Below are 17,246 nucleotides of genomic sequence, written 5' to 3'. Positions count from 1 at the left end.
TGGTGGGCCGTATAGGATTCGAACCTATGACACAGAGGTTAAAAGCCTCCTGCTCTACCACCTGAGCTAACGGCCCTAAAGAGGCTGGAATAATACCGGATTAGCACAGAATTTCAAGTCTTTTTATGATGTTTCTACTATTTTTGTTATTTTTAAGGGTACAAATGTTTTTTTATACAAAATTATTGCTCATGAAAAAGCAAATTCCTGAGCTGATTGGGTTTGAAAATAAATATTTTTTTCTGTTGCCAGTATTGTCCAGTTTGCTATTTTTAGTTTATCAGTCAGGATTTGCGCCCTGTCTGCTGAAGTAATGAGCAGTAAAACATCCGCACCTAAAGCGCCACAACCCTTTATTGCCAATATTTCCGGGCAATTCTTAAACTCACTAATAAATTTTAAGCTGTGATGCGCTACCAAATTTAGCTCGGTTAATTTTTGATGATAGTTGTTTATGGCTGAGACTAGTTTATTGGAATCAATCTGCTCGAATGCTTGTTGTGCTTCGTCTACTAAAAAAGATAAATAATCGATCTGGATCTGATCAGGAAGGGTAGAGTCTTGTAAATGATGGTGAGTGGCAAGTTTCATGCCGGTATGGACGAGAATAAACGACAAATCTTGAAAAGGCCAGCTATAAGACTTTAACTTTTTTTGTTGTTTATTAATGTACACACATCCTTGCTGCGACTGTGCTATTACATCATATCCACTAGGCTTCAAGCCTTTTCCAGGCCATGATGATATATAATAAGCGCTTAGCATATTATTTAAATCAGCTACAGTGTTATTTACGAAACAAGCAGCTAAATAGCTTGCCAAAAATTGCGCGCTGGAGGCGCCTAAACCTCCTCGACCTGCATAAGGGTCATGCCACAAAAGACCTTGCCTTGAATTTTGTTGCAGCCACCAAAGTCCAGCTGGAGATTCTGGGTGAATTCCAGCTAATTTGTCTTGCGTAGTTAATGTAAGCTCAAAACAGGGGGCGGTCATTAGAAGAAGTGCGGAGGCCTCAGCTACAGCAGCGTATTCACCCAGTAAAAAAGTTTTTGCGGGTATTGACCATTTCATACAGCAATCGGTGTTTGTCTAATTTTAGCCAGTAAATCATGAGCATTATTAAGACTAATTCTTTTGTGTAAATCCAACCACTTTTGTAAATGCTCTTTAAGCACGGGAATTTCGCTTTCATTGGCGCCTGCTGCCAAAAGCAGATTATCAATGTGTAATTTCATATGTCCCTGAATAATGCCTTCAGTACATAATGCTTTAATTGCCCCCAAATTTTGAACCAAGCCCACTGCTGCAATGACTTGAGCTAATTGATTCGCCGAAGAAATATTCATCATTCGTAAACACATTTTAGCGGTGGGGTGCAATGAGGTAACGCCACCTATGGTTCCAACAATAATCGGGGCGGTAAGTTGTCCTGTAAGTATTCCATTGTGATAGCGCCAACGTGTAATTGCTTGATACTGTCCATCGCGGGCGGCATAGGCATGTACTCCTGCTTCAACTGCACGCCAGTCATTTCCTGTCGCGATTAAAACTGGATCAATACCATTCATTACCCCTTTGTTATGGGTAGCTGCTCGATAAGGATCCATTTCGGCAAAGAGCGATGCTTCTTGCAGTTTTTGGCCAAGTTCAGGATCAATAGTATGTATGGTAACTTGAGATGTTGTTAATTTTTGGTCATTTAGGTTTGATAGAATACACATGGTGACTTCTTCACCAGTTAACTGCTCTATAGGTGTTTTTAAGTATTCAAGAACCTGATTAATAATGTTGGCTCCCATGGCATCACAGCTATTCATAGTCAAGTGAATTACGGCCATGTCATGATTATCTTCTCTTTTAAGCTGGCGTAATTGCAAATCCATGACACCGCCGCCGCGTTTTACCATGTTATCGGCAACATCTTTGTTAGCTCTGTTAATCAGATAGGTTCGATTTTCGTTAAAAATCTGAGAAAATTTAGAGAAATCTTTGACTTTTGCCAGTTGAATTTGACCTAAAATGCATTCGCCTTGAACCCAGGTTTTTATTTCACCGCATTGTCTAATCCATTTAGCAGATTTGGATAAGGCTGCAATGATGGATGTTTCTTCCACCGCCATTGGAATCACATAGTCTTGGCCATTGATATTGAAATTAGTTGCTACACCCAAGGGAAGCTGAAAATAACCGATTACATTTTCAATCAGCTTATCCGCCAAATTCATATCTTTTATGCCACCGCTTTTAAGAAAAGAAATATCTTCAGGAGTTATTGCTCCTAAAGCTAACAATCGCTTAAAGCGTTCTTCTCGAGAGAGTTTGGAAAAACCGCGGAATAGCTCATCAGTGTTAGAAGATAAAGGCATGCTTTCTCCTTTGAGTAGCCGGCATTGACGCAAGTTTTGTAATGCCATTTTTGCGTTGTTCAAATTGGCTGTAATTTTCTTGCATACCTGATTTTAGTTTCTTGAAAAAAATAAAAGCAATTTTATCATAAAACAGAGAAGCAAACTACCTGAAAATCATTGGTATTATATGATTTTGTGCAGAGGTTTTTTGAAAATAAATATTCAATCCGGCAAATGCTCATCATAATCTCTATCTTTCATCTGCTTTTTTTATAAGTTTATTAATCGCTCGGTGCGGATAAAACCATGGCATGTGTGATGTATGCATGTCATGTTTTTGCTTATTATGGCTCACTAGTGACCTAATGATTCTTTTTGTAATCAAATTATTGTTTTTAACTTAAAATTTCTAGCGTTTTTTTTGCATGAAGTGTAAATTGAGAGCACTTTAATTTGGATTTTATTTGTAAGGAGATGTCATGGGAAAAGATGCTAAAGAAAAAAAAGCTTTTGAATCTGCCTCGAATATGAGAACCATATACATTGAGCAATTGCAGAAATGTAAATCGGCTTCTCAGTTTGAAAGTATTTCGAGCAGATATGAGGAGAAAAAGAGAAAAAATCCTAAGACTGTTAGTTTTACCCCATATCATACCGAAGTTATTAGTGGATTAGATTTACAAATTAAGCAATTAACGGAAAAATTAAAGGCACAATTTTTTTCAGTAACTCCTATTGAAACATCGTTAAGTGCTTATGATCGAGAAAAAAACGACACTACTGATTTATTGCCAGAAGCTCATGTTTCAGATGAACTTCCTCATGTTAACCAGCAGGATTTAGACGCTCAACCCAAAGCTGTTACTGAAAAACCTCTACAAAAGGAGGAGGGGGGGAGTTTAACTCGGTCGCTAACTAAGCAAAGTGGTGTATTTGTTACCCCTGTTGATGGAAAACCTAAATCCAGGCATGTTACTTGGAATGAAAAGCAACTTAAGGAAACGGAGGAGCAGCAAAAACAGCATCTCGAAACGTATGTTGATCAGAAAGCCAGAAGACACAGAAACGCTCAGCTTACTGAAGTTAAAGAAAAATTAAGAACACTTCATACAAAGCAAACAAAATATGACACGAAAGCTAAAGAATATCATAGGAAGAAGGATCAAGAAGGAGAGGCAAAATATCGAGAAGCTGCAAAAGCTGCCGGAAACATTCATAATCAGATAGCGAAACTGGTTGATCAGTACATTCGGGATGGGGATTTAGATTCTTTTAAATTAAATAGCCAAAATATTCTAGGTGATGATAAAAATAATGATGTGAAAACATTACGGGCTTACCGTGGCTGGTGGGAAAAATTCTTAGACGATCTGGTTGAACTTATAAATTCCGGGTTTACTCGCGTCGGCTCCTCGATCCGTGTGCATGAATTATCGATGTTTAAACCCGCAACTACCGATGGGGGAAACAAAATCAACGATATAAGTAATGCAATTAACTCCGTAAAGGCAACTATTTAATCGGTTACAAAAATAAGTAGTCTGAGGTATATATTGTACTCAGACTATATTTTTTACCTACCCGAATATCTTGTTATTGTGTTACCATGTTCTATTGTTTTTGTTCTCTAGAATATTGATATTATTCTTGAGGTTATTTTTCAATACATAAAGACTATGGTACAAAACAGCGCGCAAATCACCTATGATAAGGAACTTGCCAGATTTCACTGTACAGGTGCCTGGTCTGTTTTAAAAATTGAAAATTTATTAGCTCGATTTAAGATGGATGAGCTGCCCAAAACTCAAAAAGTGACTATTAGCGGTGAAAGTATTAGTAATTTTGATAGTGCAGGCGCCTTGGCTCTCATTAAATGCATTAGCATGCTGGAACAACGAAAAAATCAGGTTGAACTGACAAATTTTACTGAAACACAACAGCAGCTTGTCGATTTAATTAGATCAAAAAAAGAGGTATTAGGTTATCAAATACCTTCTCCGCCTAAAGAGAATGTATTTTATCAATTAGGGAAAGAATCAGAGAGCAAACTTCGTCAAGTAGATGGCCTTCTTGCTTTAGTAGGAGATTTGACTACTAAAATATTTAATGCATTTGGCAATTGGCACCGTTTTCAATTACCCAGTATCATTTCAAATATTCACGCTACAGGCGTGACTGCATTACCTATTCTTGCGTTGCTTTCTTTTCTAATTGGTGTGGTTTTAGCTTATCAAATGGGTTTGCAATTGCAAACATATGGGGCCAATAGCTTTATTTCCTATTTATCAGGTATGGCGATTTTTCGTGAGTTTGCACCGTTAATGACGGCAATTATTGTTGCTGGACGGACTAGCTCCGCATTTACAGCACAAATTGGCAGTATGAAACTAAATGAAGAGGTAGATGCATTATTAACGATGGGACTTTCTCCCACTGAGTTATTAGTCCTCCCTAAAGTTCTAGGATTATTGATCGCGTTTCCTTTATTGATTTTTTGGTCTGATGTTTTTAGTATTTTAGGTGCAATGATTATGTCCAATAACATGTTGGGCATTAGTTTTGTTGATTTTTTACAACGATTAAGAGATTCTGTTGGGATTTCGCAGTTGAATTTAGGTCTTTATAAAGCTCCCGCATTTGCATTGTTAATAAGCCTGGTTGGTTGTTATCAAGGGTTTAGAGTAGAGGCCGGTACGCAAAAAAATATTGGGAGCCAAACTACCCGAAGTGTAGTGCAAGCACTATTTCTAATTATTATTGCTGATGCCATTTATTCAGTCATTTATAGTCGGATGCATTTATAGATGAGCGAACCCATTATTGAAATTAAAGGACTAAAGAATTGTCTCGGAGGTCAATGGGTACATACCGATGTGAACTTGACTGTAGAAAAGGGTGAAATTTTAGCTATTATTGGCGGTTCAGGGAGTGGAAAAACAACGATATTACGTAGTTTGCTGATGTTACTGAAGCCTACTGCGGGTCGTATTAAAATATTTGGACAAGATATTAGTAATCTTGATGCAGAACAATCGTTTTTGCTTCGTAGGCGATGGGGGATGCTTTTTCAGCATAGCGCATTATTTTCATCAATGAATGTGTTGGAAAATGTGATGTTTCCTATGCGAGAATTTACTAATCTGGATTATGAATTTATGTATGAACTGGCTTTGCTAAAAGTCACTTTAGTAGGCTTGCCCAAAGAAGCTGCAGGTAAATTGCCTTCAGAATTGAGTGGTGGAATGCAACGAAGAGCCGCTGCAGCGCGTGCGATTGCAATGGATCCGGAGTTGTTGTTTTTAGATGAACCAACTACAGGTTTAGATCCACTGAGTGCAAGGCTTTTTGATGAGCTGATTGTTTTTTTAAGAGATTCTTTAAAGCTTACTATAGTTATGGTGAGTCATGATATAGAATCTTTAAAGCGAACTACTGATCGAGTAGCGTTTATCGGCGACGGAAAAATTTTAAGTGTTGAGCCGATTGGTGATTTGATGAAGAATCAAAATAAGATCATTGCAGGTTATTTTAGTAAAATGTAACTGGAGACTGAATTCTTGGAAGCTAAAACCAATTACACCATAGTAGGTGTAGTCGTGCTTATATTGCTGGTAGGGCTAGTGGCTACAATGTTGTGGTTGTCTGTTGGTTTTAATCAAAAAAAATATACTACGTACACTGTTTACATGCATGAAGCTGCATCCGGTCTGACCAACGATGCCCCTGTGAAATACAACGGAGTGCAAGTTGGTTATGTAAAAGAAATAAAATTGAATCAGAATGATCCGAGACAAGTTGAAATTTTGTTAAATATTGAAGAGGGAACACCGGTTACGACCAGTACTTATGCCACATTAAATTCACAAGGGATTACCGGTGTTACTTATATTGGTTTGAGTGCAAGTACTTCTAATTTGACGCCAATCCCCCAAATGCCTGGAGAACCGTTTCCTGTTATTCCTTCAAAACCTTCTGTATTTAATCAATTGGATAGCATTCTAAAAAAAGTTTCTGAGGACGTAGGGGTTGTAAGTGATGAAGCAAAGCGTATATTTAATGAGGAAAATGCTAAACACATACGACATATCTTAGCTAATGTGGATTATCTTTCTGGGGATCTCGCACGTAATGGCAAAAATCTAAAGGTTTTAATGGATAATCTTGCCAAAACAAGTCGTGATTTTCCGCATATGCTTGCCGAATTAAGAGTGGGAATATCTAAGTTCAATGCTATGGCGGAAAGTTTAAGTCAAGCAGGGGATAGTGTGTCAAAAACTATGGGTACAGGGAAAAATGCTATAGATAAAATTTCCCAGGAAGGGCTGCCACCTGCTGTAATCTTATTACGACGATTGAACACAATTTCTGCGAATTTGGAAAAGGTGAGTAGTGAAATGCGGCAAAACCCTGCTGTGGTTATTCGTGGAACTAAGCCACCAAAACCTGGGCCTGGAGAATAAAATGAAAAAGTTGACTGTATTGCTTGCGGTTTTAAGCACCGCTGTACTTAGTGCGTGCTCACCAATTAAAGTCTCTGTAAAAAATCAATATCAATTAAGTGCATACAGTACACAACAATTGGCTAAAAACCCAATACCCATTACTTTGTTGGTCACTGCGCCTGATGCTGCAGCAGGGTATCAAACAGAACAAATGCTTTATGTTAAAAAACCCTATGCACTGGAGCCTTTTGTAAAAAATGCATGGGTAAATCCTCCTGCAGATATGCTTTACCCTTTAATTTTACAAAGCTTACAACGGACAAATCTTTTTGAAGCGGTTACCTCCAATGCGTATACCTTAGGTGCAACGTATCGATTAGATACTCAGTTACTTTCTCTCCAACAAAATTTTCTTAAAAAACCTAGTGTTCTTGAGTTTTCAGTCAAAGCTGTTTTAACTCATGTTAACGATAATAACGTTTTGGCTTCAAAAATTTTCAATTTACGGATCCCATGCCCTAGTGATACACCCTACGGGGGCGTAATCGCAGCAAATAAAGCAACCCAGCTGTTTACCGCGAACCTGTCTCATTTTGTGGTATCTCACATTGAGCACTAGAGGATATCCCCCTGCGAACTGACTTAATTAAATGAAGCTTGGGGGGTAATGAAGAGGGACCAGGAAACTTATAAACAGCCTGCTTATGATCTTTGATTTTATGACTTGCGATGATTAATAGTACTGTAGCCAAAAAATAAAAAGAATTGTACAATGTGCCCCCATGAACCCTGCATGGGTATTTTGAAGTTTATTAATAATAAAAAGAACGAAGGAGATTGAGGATGAAAGCCGGATCATTTGGTAAATTAGGTCTGCTTGTGGCGACTGCTGTTTTCGTTGTTGCTTGTTCTAAAGCACCAGGTAGTGCTGAAGGGGGAGTAGGCGTGAGCGAAGCTGAGGCCCAAGGTCTAGGACAGTTCACTCATTTTGCTGGTCAAGAACCTGGTGAGTCTTATACAACTAAGGCACCTCATAATCAACTGTATTTGTTCTCTTATGATGACAGTAATTTGGCTCCCAAATATTTACCATCGATTAATGCTCAGGCAGAATACTTAAAGACACATCCGGGTGCGCGTGTGTTAGTAGCTGGACATACCGATGAGCGTGGTAGCCGTGAATATAACGTCGCCCTTGGTGAGCGCCGTGCAAATACTGTAGCTGATATTTTACGTATGGCCGGTGTTAGCAGACAACAAGTCCGCGTTGTGAGCTATGGTAAAGAACGTCCAATTAATTTAGGACATGATGAAGGGTCGCATGCACAAAATCGACGTGTAGAATTTACTTATGAGGCAACAAGATGATACATTGCAAAAAACACATTATCGCTACAGGTTTTATATTGATGCTTCCTTTGGCCTGTTGGTCAGAAGCACCTGTTGTTGATGATAGTGATAATTTTGCAATTATTGAGGGCCAGCAGGCGTATGAAACGCCTGCTTATGGTCCTAAGTACGACGAGCCACAAATTGAAAGTGGGCAGTTTGATCTGGCTCGAAACGAGAGTTACAAAATAGATAATTCTCAAACCGATGATGAGCCTGCGCTTGCTAAAGATGATCAAGCAAGTAGTTCAAACACTAACATTACCGATAATGCTAAGCTGATTGACAAAATCCAAAGCTTGCAGCAAGAAATACAAGAGCTACGTGGTCAATTAGAAGTACAAGCTCATGATTTAAAGTTATTACAGCAACAACAAGTTGCTTTTTATAAAGACTTAGATTCACGTTTAAGTGGAAGTACTTCTGCTAAATCTTCGTCAAGTAAATCCACCTTGGATCTTTCTGCTGGTTCCAAGGAAACTACACCTAAAGTACCTGCACCGAATGTTCAGGCAAGCAAGTCGGTTTCTCCTGCTGCAGTTCCCGTACCCGCAGCGACTACTTCTAGAATAAACCCTGCAGATGAGCAGATTAGCTATTTAGCAGCCTATGAATTAGTAAAGAACAAACGTTATGATGATGCTTTAAATGCAATGAATGTGTTTGTTCAAAAATATCCTACGGGTGGTTACACTGCCAACGCACAATATTGGCTAGGTGAGCTTTATTTAGTTAAAAAAGATTTTACAAAATCTATAGAGCATTTTAATGTGGTTTTACAACAATTTCCCACCTCAAGTAAATCTGCTGCAAGCATGTTAAAGGTCGGTTATGCTTATGCTGCACAAGGTGACAAGCAGGAGGCCAAAAAATTCCTGCAACAAGTGGTGAGAGCTTACCCTGGTACGCCTACAGCTCAATTGGCTAATTCAAAATTACGTACAATATTATAATTAATATATTTTTATACGTAGCTCCGGATAAAACATAAACAGGGAAACCCTGGTTTTGCTTTAACCAGGCTACGCATTAAAAATAACTTATGGATCCCCAAGGAGAAATTATGTATTGGCTAGCCCATGCCCCAGCTAATATTGCTTTGATCAAATATATGGGAAAAAAGGATGATAGCTCAAATAGTCCGGATAATCCTTCATTATCCTATACTTTAAACGAACTCAAAACCACAGTAAGGCTGGAAAAAATGAGTTCAAAAAAAGATATTTGGGAACCGCTTATTGTACCCGCCGGAATAGAAAATTTTGTTCTTTCCGCAGAAGCACAAAAAAGATTTCTTGATCATCTCGCTCGAGTAAAAGCATATTTTGGCTATGAAGGTGGTTTTTTAGTGCAGTCCTGTAATAATTTTCCTCACAGTAGTGGGATGGCAAGTTCTGCTTCAAGTTTCGCTGCGTTAACAAGATGTGCCGTAATTGCTTTGAGTGAATTAACAGATAAACCCATACCTTCTGTTGAAGAACAAGCTCAGTTAAGCCGTTTGGGATCAGGGTCATCGTGTAGGTCTTTTTATTCTCCCTGGGCTTTATGGGATGAAAATGGAGTGAAAGAGGTCGACTTACCCTACAAGGAGTTAATCTATCAAGGGGTTGTGATTAGCAATAAAAAGAAAGAAGTTCCTTCAAGTGAAGCGCATAAACGAGTTAAAAGCAGTCCCTTTTATGGAACGCGTAGCCAAAGGGCAAAGGAGAACTTAAAGCTTCTATTAGATGCATTCATGAGCAAAAACTGGTCTTCAGCTTATCAAATCTGTTGGCATGAATTTCAAGATATGCATCGCTTGTTTAGTACTTGTGAGCAACCTTTTTCATACATGACAGAAAGCTGTATTGATCTATTGCACAATCTAGAAAGTTTTTGGAATAAAAAGAATGATGGTCCTATCGTGACTATGGATGCTGGACCAAACATACATTTGTTGTATCGCTCTGACCAAACTGAATTAGCACGAGAATTCAAGCGTGACTATTTATTAGGCAATTATGATGTTCTTTGATTTTGAAACCACAACTTTTGGTAAATGGATTTTAGCAGGTGAACATTCCGTAGTACGAGGCCATCCAGCTCTGGTATTTCCGATTAAGGAAAAAAAATTAACTTTAAGTTATGCTGCTGACGCGCCTTCTTTGGGTGCTGATTATACGGGAAGCAGTGGCGCTGACATGCAGCTCTTATTTTGGAGTGTGCTGGAGCATGGTATGCAATTGCTGGGATGCTCTTTAAATCAATTAGTTGGTTATTTTCATTTACACAGTACAATCCCTGTGGGGGCAGGAATGGGGGCTTCAGCAGCACTTTGTGTGGCAATGAGTCGTTGGTTCTGTGCACAGAAAATGGTGGATTCTAGTCAATGCAATGATTTTGCAAAGGAATTAGAACACTTATTTCACGGAAAAAGTAGTGGGCTTGATGTTGCTGGTGTTGCTACGGAAGCTGGGCTTTATTTTAAAGAAGGAACAAGTATTCCATTACAACAAAGAGTTCATCCTCAGTTTTTCTTATCTTCATGCAAGCAAATTGGAATAACTTCTCACTGTATTCACCAGGTTCAAAGTTTATGGGCTGAAAATCCTGCATTGGCGGAGCAAATTGATAAGCAAATGGTTATGGCGGTTGAAGAAGCTCGAAATGCTTTAGAGACAGGGGGGACTGATTCAATTTACTTTTTGGCGCAGGCAATCAATAAAGCTGCTGATTGTTTTTATCAATGGAAACTGGTTAGCGAGAGTTTGCAGCAACATATGCATCGATTAACTGTTGAAGGTGCCTTGGCTGTAAAACCTACTGGTTCCGGAGGAGGCGGGTATGTACTGAGTCTTTGGGACAAGAAACCCCCTGAACATCTCGAATTATTGAATGCGTGATAGGGAATATTCTAGTTAGAAAAGGCCATATTTAGTTTTATTTTGTTCAACTATTGTCGTCCGACCAAGACTCTACTATTTACCTCACGTTCTACTACTTCTAGTCTATAAATTGGTAATAGACTTCAGTTCCTTTGACCATCCCGAGTTCATAGCGTGCTTGCTCTTCCAGAGCCTGATCACCATTTTTTAACTCTTTGATATCTGCTTCAAGGGCTCGATTACGCGTTGCCAACTTATTATTTTCTTGTTCGTGAGCGGCTAATTTTTTTTCAAGATTATTCCACTGAATTAAATTTCCATCGCCCAGCCATAGTTTATGTTGTAAAACAACTAAGGAGACTATCAAAATTATAAACACAGGGCGCATAGCTTTTGCTTAATTTAAAGGTATCCTTTTACCATTTTATTACCATATCACAATATGTGGCAATATCTGCTTGAGTAATTTTTACATTATCATATATGAGGACCCCTGGATTCTGCGCATAAAACTTGGAAAGTAAGGTTTTTGATTTTTGGGATTTAGTATTTTGATTTTATATCCCCCTATTTGTTTTGGAACACCTTTTTACCTGCTTGCCGCGCTTTATGCACGGCATTCAGTTGATTGTGAACGAAAGCAGGGGGGCTGGCTTTCGCACATGAAGCGAGGAACGGATGCTTGCAAGTAGATGTGTCTAGACTAGAGTCTCTATGCTTAATCTAGTCTGCGAGTTCGATATATCGAGATAAAATAAGTCAAAAATGTTTACGCAAAATATTAAGTTCTTCATTTAACTGATCTATTTTTTCCAATAATTCTAATGCAAGTGCTACACCTGGGAGATTAATTCCCAAATCCCTATGTAGGCGGAAGGCAGACTCCATCTTACGTAAATCGTTCTGATTTAATTTTATATTCCCTGCTTCCATTGTTTTGCAAGAAAATAAACCATGTTCTGCCATTTCGAGTAATAATTCTTTAGATATATGATATTTTTGACATACTTCACTGAATGAGATTGTTGTTGTTTCTTCAATAAGCACGCCAATTAGAGTATTGTCCTGCTTCATGCTTAGACTCCCATTTTGTCACGTGGATTAAAAGGCATTACTTGCGCCATTTTTTTGTAGAGCTCTATTGCTGCTTCAGTTGTTGGTGGCGGGGTAATCATTTTCAAAAGTACATATTGGTGCCCGGGTTTTGCTCCAGGCAAACCACGATTTTTAAGCCTTAATTTCTGCCCTCCTTGAGAGCCTGGTGGAATTTTTAAGTCAATTTTTCCTCCCAGAGTAGGGACAATTATTGTTGCACCTAAAGCAGCTTCCCATGGAGTAATAGGCAGGGTGAGGTAGATATCACTATCCATTACATCAAAAAGAGAGTGTTTATCAATATTTATTATTAAATAAATATCACCGCGGGGCCCACCGTGTACTCCAGGAGCTCCTTGTCCAGCAAGACGGATTTGTTGGCCCGATTTTACGCCAGCTGGAATTTTCACTTTCAGGGTTTGCATACTGACTTTTGATTCTTGTTCGATTGGAACCTGGATGTTTTTCACTGTACCTGTAAATGCTTCTTCCAGACTGATATTAATTTTCCCATGATAGTCTTGACCGGCTGTGGGTTGCTGACGATAACGGGAATGCCCGAATAATGTTTCAAATAAATCCTCATTAAATTGACCACTATAAAAGTGTTCAGATTGTTGAGCATGGGGTTCTTGTTGATAAAACGTTTTACTTTTCCGGTGATTATCGTATTCAGCTCGTTTGATCGGATCTCTTAAAACTTCATAAGCTTCCCCCATTTCCTTGAAGTGTTCTTCTGCGTTGGGTTCTTTACTGATATCAGGATGGTACTTTCGAGCCAGTTTTCGATATGCCATCTTAATGTCTTTATCAGAGGCATCCTCGCTTACTCCCATTATTTTGTAATAGTCTTTGTCCATATTTTTATACTCAATTTAAAGATCATTTTTTATTAGACTCTTGCACGAGGGTTTAGAAACAGCCCCTATTTTTTTAACACGTATTTTCCTGGTGCATCAGGTAAATTCTTATCAATTTTAGGCGGTAAATTCGTACCGAGGGTTGATTGTTTCACTAGCCAATCATGCCAAGCAAACCACCATGATCCTTTTTTGGTTTCGGCAATTTCTAACCACTGTTGTGGCGAAATATATGCTTCTTCTTTTTTTTGCTCACGAATCAAATAACTTCGTCCTGGATGCCCTGGTTCACTAACTATACCCGCATTATGACCTCCGTTGGTCAGAACGAAAGTTATATCTTCGTGTTTAATCAGCAAATGAGTTTTATACACGGACTTCCATGGACTCACATGGTCTTTCTCTGTACTGACTATAAAGGCAGGTAATCTGATATTTTCAGGTGCTATACGTTTTCCTTCAATTGAAAATTGGCCTTCGGAGAATTCATTTTTAAGGAATAGTTTTTCAAGATACTCGCTGTGCATTTTATGAGGCATGCGTGTTGTATCCGCATTCCAGGCAAGCAAAGCAATCATTCCTCTTTGTGTTCCATGCATGTAGTCCTGAACCATTTTTGACCAAATCAAATCATATGAGCGAAGCATTTGAAAACTACCGGCCATGAGTTTTGTATCCAAATAGCCTTGTTCCCACATAATGTTTTCCAAAAAAGACACCTGGCTGCTATTAATAAAAAGTAATAACTCACCAGCTTCGGTAAAATCACCTTGCGCTGCGAGTAAAGAAAGGCTTTTCAGGCGGGTGTCATTATCTTTGGCCATTGTTGCTGCGGTAATCATAGCTAAAGTCCCGCCGATGCAATATCCCATTAAGTGAATTTTGGTGTTGGGAATTATGGATGATATTTTATCAATTGCTGCCATTGCTCCTTGTCGGTAGTAATCATCGATTGACAAATTTCTGTCCTCTGAGGAAGGATTAAGCCAGGAAACTATAAATACTGTATGACCTTGTTGGACCAACCAATTCACCAAGGAATTTTCAGGAAGAAGATCAAGAATATAATATTTCATAATCCAGGCTGGAATAATGAGTAAAGGCTCTTTATATACTTTTTCGGTTTGTTCTTCATATTGAATAAGCTCAATTAAGTGATTTTTAAAAACTACTTTTCCCTTAGTTAAAGCAACTTGTTTCCCTGGGACAAAGTGTTCAACTCCTGCTGGAGGAGTTCCAGTCAATTTTTCAATTAGGTCTTGCAAACCCAATTGTGTTCCTCGGATTAGATTTTCCCCGGACGAATTTAATGTTTCCTGTAATAAATCCGGATTAGTCAACACAAAATTGGAAGGTGAGATTGCATCAAGAAGTTGTTTTATAGTGAAGGATACAATTCGGCGATTGGGTTCATTTAATCCAGGGATTTCATTTGCTGCTTTTAAATACCAATCTTCAAGTTGTAAAAAGTGCTCCGCCCACAAACGCCATGGATAGAGCGTCCATTTATCCGTATGAAAACGCACATCCTTTCCATTCCCTGGTTTTTCTTGGTTTAGGAGCCGTTCAATGAAATCAAAACAATGCAGTAAGGGATGAGCATTTAATTTCAAAAATGTACCTGGAGCTTGTAATAGTTGTGCTCCCCATGAAAAAAATGAAGTTGCTACTGAGGCTGGACTAATACTTGCGGTAAATTTTCCCAAGTTGGCTTGGTAATATTTATCAATTAAATTGAAAAGATCATACGGAGCAGGCGGATTATTTTCTTTATGGTTTGGATCTGCTTGTCCCCTTGTAGCTTTTATTTTTTGTGATGGTTTTTTTTCTATTAGAACAACTTTGGCCATTTTTTTCATGGTTTCAGTCTTATCACAGTTATTATTATCAAATAGTATAGTCTCTTGGATATTTATTTGTATATTAATCAGTTAAAGTACATACTATGCCCTTTGGGCTTAGCTCATTTTAGGTAATAACTCAGACCTTGTGGACGTTTGATAAAGCGGTTGGATTTGCCATACGGCCGTCTCCCGAGGCTATGAACTTACCATTTTAGCTGTAGTTTCTAGCCTTTCTTAGAACGTAGAATGAAAAATAATAGGAACAACTACACGAAGAAGATGGCAGGATTGTTGGAATTTATATCGGAGATCTTTATGCAAAAGTACTTACTTAATACTCTTGTTGTTTTTTTTCTATTTTTATTAGTTGGTTGTCAGTCGAATAAAACCAGTTCAGGTTTATTTAGCTCTTTTACGCCTTTGGTTACTCCGAGTGCGAATTTAGCGCAAACAGTGCAAGAGGCTCTAATGCGTCATGATGATCTTGCTGTGTCGCAAGTACATGTTCAAACAAGACAGGATGTTGTGATTCTTTCAGGATATGTCAAAAAAATTCGGCTGAGTGATACTGCAGAACAAATAGCGCGTCAGGTACCTGGTGTGCGCTCTGTAGAAAATCATATAATTATCCGACAATAGGCTTTAATATTCTCCATTTGTACTATATTTATAAAGGAGGTTAAGTATATATTCAATTGGAGAATAAAAATGGCTGACCTAATTCATAATGCCTTGCCAAGGCCTAAACGAAAAATTATTTACATCCATCCAGATGATTCTGTGAGAAAAAGTATTGATATGATGACGGAACATGATGTAGGCGCATTAGTTGTAGTAGATAATGACAATCAGTTAATCGGCATAGTCAGTGAACGGGATATTGTGCGCTCTTGCTTACATAAGTGCATTAATCTGGAAACAGGAAAGGTTTCAGATGTGGTGTATAAGGATATTACTATTCTCAGTCCGAATGATGTTGTAGAAAAAGCAATGCAAGCAATGACAGCAACCAAAAGAAGACATGTATTAATTCGTGATGAAAATAATGAGTTCGTGGCCATTTTATCCATAGGTGATTTGCTTTATCACATATTGGAAGACAAATCACGTGTTATAGAGCAATTAGAAAATTACATTCATACCTATTAACAGAGCTTTAGGGGATGATATAGTATCTTTTTTAATGCACTTATAATTTATATGAAAACAGTCATCAGATTGCTTCTAATTTTTTTAATAGTCCATGCTCCTGCCTGGGCAGCTGAATTATCGCCCACATGGTATTCCAATACAGATAACAAAGTGGTTCTCAACATAGATATGTTTCTGTCGTCTACTTGCCCTCATTGTCAAAAAGCTGATGTATTTTTTCAAGAGTTAGAAGCAAAAAATCCTGATATCAATGTTCAACGGTATTATATTAATCAGGACAAAGACGCATTGAGTCGTTTTTATCAACTATTGAGTGCTCAGCAAATGGATGATTTTGCGGTTCCATCAATTTATATTTGTAATTCGCGTTGGGTTGGATTTACTTCAGCAGAAACCACTGGAAAGGATTTATTGCAAGCAATTAATTATTGTAAGAAACAAATTGAAAATAAAGGGAAATTAACTCAAGAAACAGTGAACGCTTTGCGCCATTTAGCCAATGCGAATCAATTTATTACTGGATTGGTAGAAAAACCTTCGAAGTTGCATTTTACAACCACTATAGCATTTATGGACTCCTTTAGTCCTTGCGCGTTCTTTTGTTTTGCGGGATTCCTTGCTTTTCTTTTAATCGAAACGCAGAAGAAAAAACAACTTATTGCCAGCCTTTTATTTATTCTTTCTGTAGGGATGGTGCATTATTTTCAACAGGCTTACACCAGCACCTTTTTTGAGTTGTTACCTTGGATGCGTATACCGGCTGTATTACTCGGTTTAATGACTATTTATTTTGTGATGCAATATTATAAAAAACAGCCTCCTATGGTTTTGTATTTTTCATTGGCATTTTTATTAGGATTGATCACTACAATTTATCAACAAACCTGCGTGATGAATTGGTCTACAATTTTTGAACAATGGCTAAATGATCAGAATTTATCCAGACAGCAAGAAAATTTGTATCAACTGCTTTACCAGGGAGTGTATATACTGCCTTTGCTTTTGATTTTGCTTGTTTATTTTGCTTTGCTTAAGTTGGAGCGTTTTGCCGCATGGCGAACAAAATTAGCCACTATTGGTTTATTGTTCCTACTCACTATTGCTGTCATTTTAATCGTCTATCCATTCCTACTATCTCACTTTGGAATATCGCTAATGCTTTTATCTATCTTGATGGTTCTTGGCTGTTTTTTAAATTTGACTTGATATTATTTTGATGATTTGGGATTATCATCTTTTTTTGTTTGTAAGA

18 protein-coding genes and 1 tRNA gene are annotated in these 17,246 nt (G+C 38.1%); 12 read left to right on the top strand and 7 right to left on the bottom strand.

What is annotated here, in order from left to right; genetic code table 11:
* The 3 genes from Lpar_RS01205 to Lpar_RS01195 form a co-directional block, all read right to left on the bottom strand.
* Positions 1-76 (bottom strand) — tRNA-Lys (locus Lpar_RS01205).
* A 113-nt stretch (positions 77-189) separates the two neighbouring features.
* Positions 190-1,071, bottom strand: a complete 882-nt coding sequence (locus Lpar_RS01200; protein WP_058516183.1) for a hypothetical protein — start codon at positions 1,069-1,071, stop codon at positions 190-192.
* Complete coding sequence (locus tag Lpar_RS01195) at positions 1,068-2,366, bottom strand: hydroxymethylglutaryl-CoA reductase, degradative (protein WP_058516182.1); 1,299 nt, start codon at positions 2,364-2,366, stop codon at positions 1,068-1,070. The genes Lpar_RS01200 and Lpar_RS01195 overlap by 4 nt, the downstream gene beginning before the upstream one ends.
* A 461-nt stretch (positions 2,367-2,827) precedes the next feature.
* Between Lpar_RS01195 and Lpar_RS01190 the strand changes: the two genes are divergently transcribed.
* From Lpar_RS01190 to Lpar_RS01150, 9 genes are all read left to right on the top strand, one after another.
* On the top strand, positions 2,828-3,868 hold the full coding sequence (locus tag Lpar_RS01190) for a hypothetical protein (protein WP_058516181.1): 1,041 nt from the start codon (positions 2,828-2,830) through the stop codon (positions 3,866-3,868).
* 156 nt (positions 3,869-4,024) lie between these two features.
* Positions 4,025-5,152: an MlaE family ABC transporter permease gene (locus tag Lpar_RS01185; RefSeq protein WP_058516180.1), complete on the top strand. Its 1,128-nt coding sequence runs from the start codon at positions 4,025-4,027 to the stop codon at positions 5,150-5,152.
* A complete protein-coding gene (locus Lpar_RS01180) occupies positions 5,153-5,890 on the top strand; it encodes an ABC transporter ATP-binding protein (RefSeq protein WP_058516179.1) in 738 nt (245 codons plus the stop codon). It begins immediately after the preceding gene.
* Positions 5,891-5,905: 15 nt separating this feature from the next.
* Positions 5,906-6,808: an MlaD family protein gene (locus Lpar_RS01175; protein ID WP_172465774.1), complete on the top strand. Its 903-nt coding sequence runs from the start codon at positions 5,906-5,908 to the stop codon at positions 6,806-6,808.
* A gap of 1 nt (position 6,809) precedes the next feature.
* Positions 6,810-7,409 carry an ABC-type transport auxiliary lipoprotein family protein gene (locus tag Lpar_RS01170; protein ID WP_058516178.1) on the top strand — a complete coding sequence of 200 codons (600 nt, stop codon included), beginning with the start codon at positions 6,810-6,812 and terminating at the stop codon, positions 7,407-7,409.
* A gap of 224 nt (positions 7,410-7,633) precedes the next feature.
* The gene (pal, locus tag Lpar_RS01165) at positions 7,634-8,158 is read left to right on the top strand and encodes a peptidoglycan-associated lipoprotein Pal (RefSeq protein ID WP_058516177.1); all 525 of its coding nucleotides are present in this window, start codon (positions 7,634-7,636) and stop codon (positions 8,156-8,158) included.
* Positions 8,155-9,132 carry a tol-pal system protein YbgF gene (gene ybgF / locus Lpar_RS01160; protein ID WP_058516176.1) on the top strand — a complete coding sequence of 326 codons (978 nt, stop codon included), beginning with the start codon at positions 8,155-8,157 and terminating at the stop codon, positions 9,130-9,132. Before pal ends, ybgF begins: the two co-directional genes overlap by 4 nt.
* Positions 9,133-9,242: 110 nt before the next feature.
* Positions 9,243-10,193: a diphosphomevalonate/mevalonate 3,5-bisphosphate decarboxylase family protein gene (locus Lpar_RS01155; protein ID WP_058516175.1), complete on the top strand. Its 951-nt coding sequence runs from the start codon at positions 9,243-9,245 to the stop codon at positions 10,191-10,193.
* On the top strand, positions 10,183-11,061 hold the full coding sequence (locus tag Lpar_RS01150) for a mevalonate kinase family protein (RefSeq protein WP_058516174.1): 879 nt from the start codon (positions 10,183-10,185) through the stop codon (positions 11,059-11,061). The genes Lpar_RS01155 and Lpar_RS01150 overlap by 11 nt, the downstream gene beginning before the upstream one ends.
* A 100-nt stretch (positions 11,062-11,161) precedes the next feature.
* On the opposite strand, the gene ftsB is transcribed toward Lpar_RS01150, so the two are convergent.
* The 4 genes from ftsB to Lpar_RS01130 all read right to left on the bottom strand — a co-directional run bounded on the left by ftsB (position 11,162) and on the right by Lpar_RS01130 (position 14,857).
* The gene (gene ftsB, locus Lpar_RS01145; RefSeq protein ID WP_058516173.1) at positions 11,162-11,431 is read right to left on the bottom strand and encodes a cell division protein FtsB; all 270 of its coding nucleotides are present in this window, start codon (positions 11,429-11,431) and stop codon (positions 11,162-11,164) included.
* Positions 11,432-11,802: 371 nt separating this feature from the next.
* Positions 11,803-12,117, bottom strand: coding sequence for a chaperone modulator CbpM (locus Lpar_RS01140; RefSeq protein WP_058516172.1), 315 nt, complete (start codon positions 12,115-12,117; stop codon positions 11,803-11,805).
* Between the two features lie 2 nt (positions 12,118-12,119).
* A complete protein-coding gene (locus tag Lpar_RS01135; protein ID WP_058516171.1) occupies positions 12,120-12,998 on the bottom strand; it encodes a DnaJ C-terminal domain-containing protein in 879 nt (292 codons plus the stop codon).
* Between the two features lie 65 nt (positions 12,999-13,063).
* Positions 13,064-14,857, bottom strand: a complete 1,794-nt coding sequence (locus tag Lpar_RS01130) for a PHA/PHB synthase family protein (protein WP_058516170.1) — start codon at positions 14,855-14,857, stop codon at positions 13,064-13,066.
* A 300-nt stretch (positions 14,858-15,157) separates the two neighbouring features.
* On the opposite strand from Lpar_RS01130, the gene Lpar_RS01125 reads away from it, so the two are divergent.
* The 3 genes from Lpar_RS01125 to Lpar_RS01115 all read left to right on the top strand — a co-directional run bounded on the left by Lpar_RS01125 (position 15,158) and on the right by Lpar_RS01115 (position 17,200).
* Positions 15,158-15,481 (top strand): BON domain-containing protein, encoded by a 324-nt coding sequence (locus Lpar_RS01125; protein ID WP_058516184.1) that lies wholly within the window; start codon positions 15,158-15,160, stop codon positions 15,479-15,481.
* Between the two features lie 69 nt (positions 15,482-15,550).
* Complete coding sequence (locus Lpar_RS01120) at positions 15,551-15,991, top strand: CBS domain-containing protein (RefSeq protein WP_058516169.1); 441 nt, start codon at positions 15,551-15,553, stop codon at positions 15,989-15,991.
* 51 nt (positions 15,992-16,042) lie between these two features.
* Positions 16,043-17,200, top strand: a complete 1,158-nt coding sequence (locus Lpar_RS01115; RefSeq protein ID WP_058516168.1) for a glutaredoxin family protein — start codon at positions 16,043-16,045, stop codon at positions 17,198-17,200.
* The last annotated feature ends 46 nt before the right edge of the window (positions 17,201-17,246 follow it).

Source organism: Legionella parisiensis, assembly GCF_001467945.1.
Lineage (GTDB): Bacteria > Pseudomonadota > Gammaproteobacteria > Legionellales > Legionellaceae > Legionella > Legionella parisiensis.
The sequence above is the reverse complement of the archived record's forward strand: the minus strand, read 5'-3'. Positions and strand labels throughout refer to the sequence as shown.

Bases quoted from the DNA above. Each gene is read 5' to 3' on its own strand.
- Lpar_RS01200 (WP_058516183.1), bottom strand. From the start codon at position 1,071: ATGAAATGGTCAATACCCGCAAAAACTTTTTTACTGGGTGAATACGCT.
- Lpar_RS01195 (WP_058516182.1), bottom strand. From the start codon at position 2,366: ATGCCTTTATCTTCTAACACTGATGAGCTATTCCGCGGTTTTTCCAAA.
- Lpar_RS01190 (WP_058516181.1), top strand. From the start codon at position 2,828: ATGGGAAAAGATGCTAAAGAAAAAAAAGCTTTTGAATCTGCCTCGAAT.
- Lpar_RS01185 (WP_058516180.1), top strand. From the start codon at position 4,025: ATGGTACAAAACAGCGCGCAAATCACCTATGATAAGGAACTTGCCAGA.
- Lpar_RS01180 (WP_058516179.1), top strand. From the start codon at position 5,153: ATGAGCGAACCCATTATTGAAATTAAAGGACTAAAGAATTGTCTCGGA.
- Lpar_RS01170 (WP_058516178.1), top strand. From the start codon at position 6,810: ATGAAAAAGTTGACTGTATTGCTTGCGGTTTTAAGCACCGCTGTACTT.
- pal (WP_058516177.1), top strand. From the start codon at position 7,634: ATGAAAGCCGGATCATTTGGTAAATTAGGTCTGCTTGTGGCGACTGCT.
- ybgF (WP_058516176.1), top strand. From the start codon at position 8,155: ATGATACATTGCAAAAAACACATTATCGCTACAGGTTTTATATTGATG.
- Lpar_RS01155 (WP_058516175.1), top strand. From the start codon at position 9,243: ATGTATTGGCTAGCCCATGCCCCAGCTAATATTGCTTTGATCAAATAT.
- Lpar_RS01150 (WP_058516174.1), top strand. From the start codon at position 10,183: ATGTTCTTTGATTTTGAAACCACAACTTTTGGTAAATGGATTTTAGCA.
- ftsB (WP_058516173.1), bottom strand. From the start codon at position 11,431: ATGCGCCCTGTGTTTATAATTTTGATAGTCTCCTTAGTTGTTTTACAA.
- Lpar_RS01140 (WP_058516172.1), bottom strand. From the start codon at position 12,117: ATGAAGCAGGACAATACTCTAATTGGCGTGCTTATTGAAGAAACAACA.
- Lpar_RS01135 (WP_058516171.1), bottom strand. From the start codon at position 12,998: ATGGACAAAGACTATTACAAAATAATGGGAGTAAGCGAGGATGCCTCT.
- Lpar_RS01130 (WP_058516170.1), bottom strand. From the start codon at position 14,857: ATGAAAAAAATGGCCAAAGTTGTTCTAATAGAAAAAAAACCATCACAA.
- Lpar_RS01125 (WP_058516184.1), top strand. From the start codon at position 15,158: ATGCAAAAGTACTTACTTAATACTCTTGTTGTTTTTTTTCTATTTTTA.
- Lpar_RS01120 (WP_058516169.1), top strand. From the start codon at position 15,551: ATGGCTGACCTAATTCATAATGCCTTGCCAAGGCCTAAACGAAAAATT.
- Lpar_RS01115 (WP_058516168.1), top strand. From the start codon at position 16,043: ATGAAAACAGTCATCAGATTGCTTCTAATTTTTTTAATAGTCCATGCT.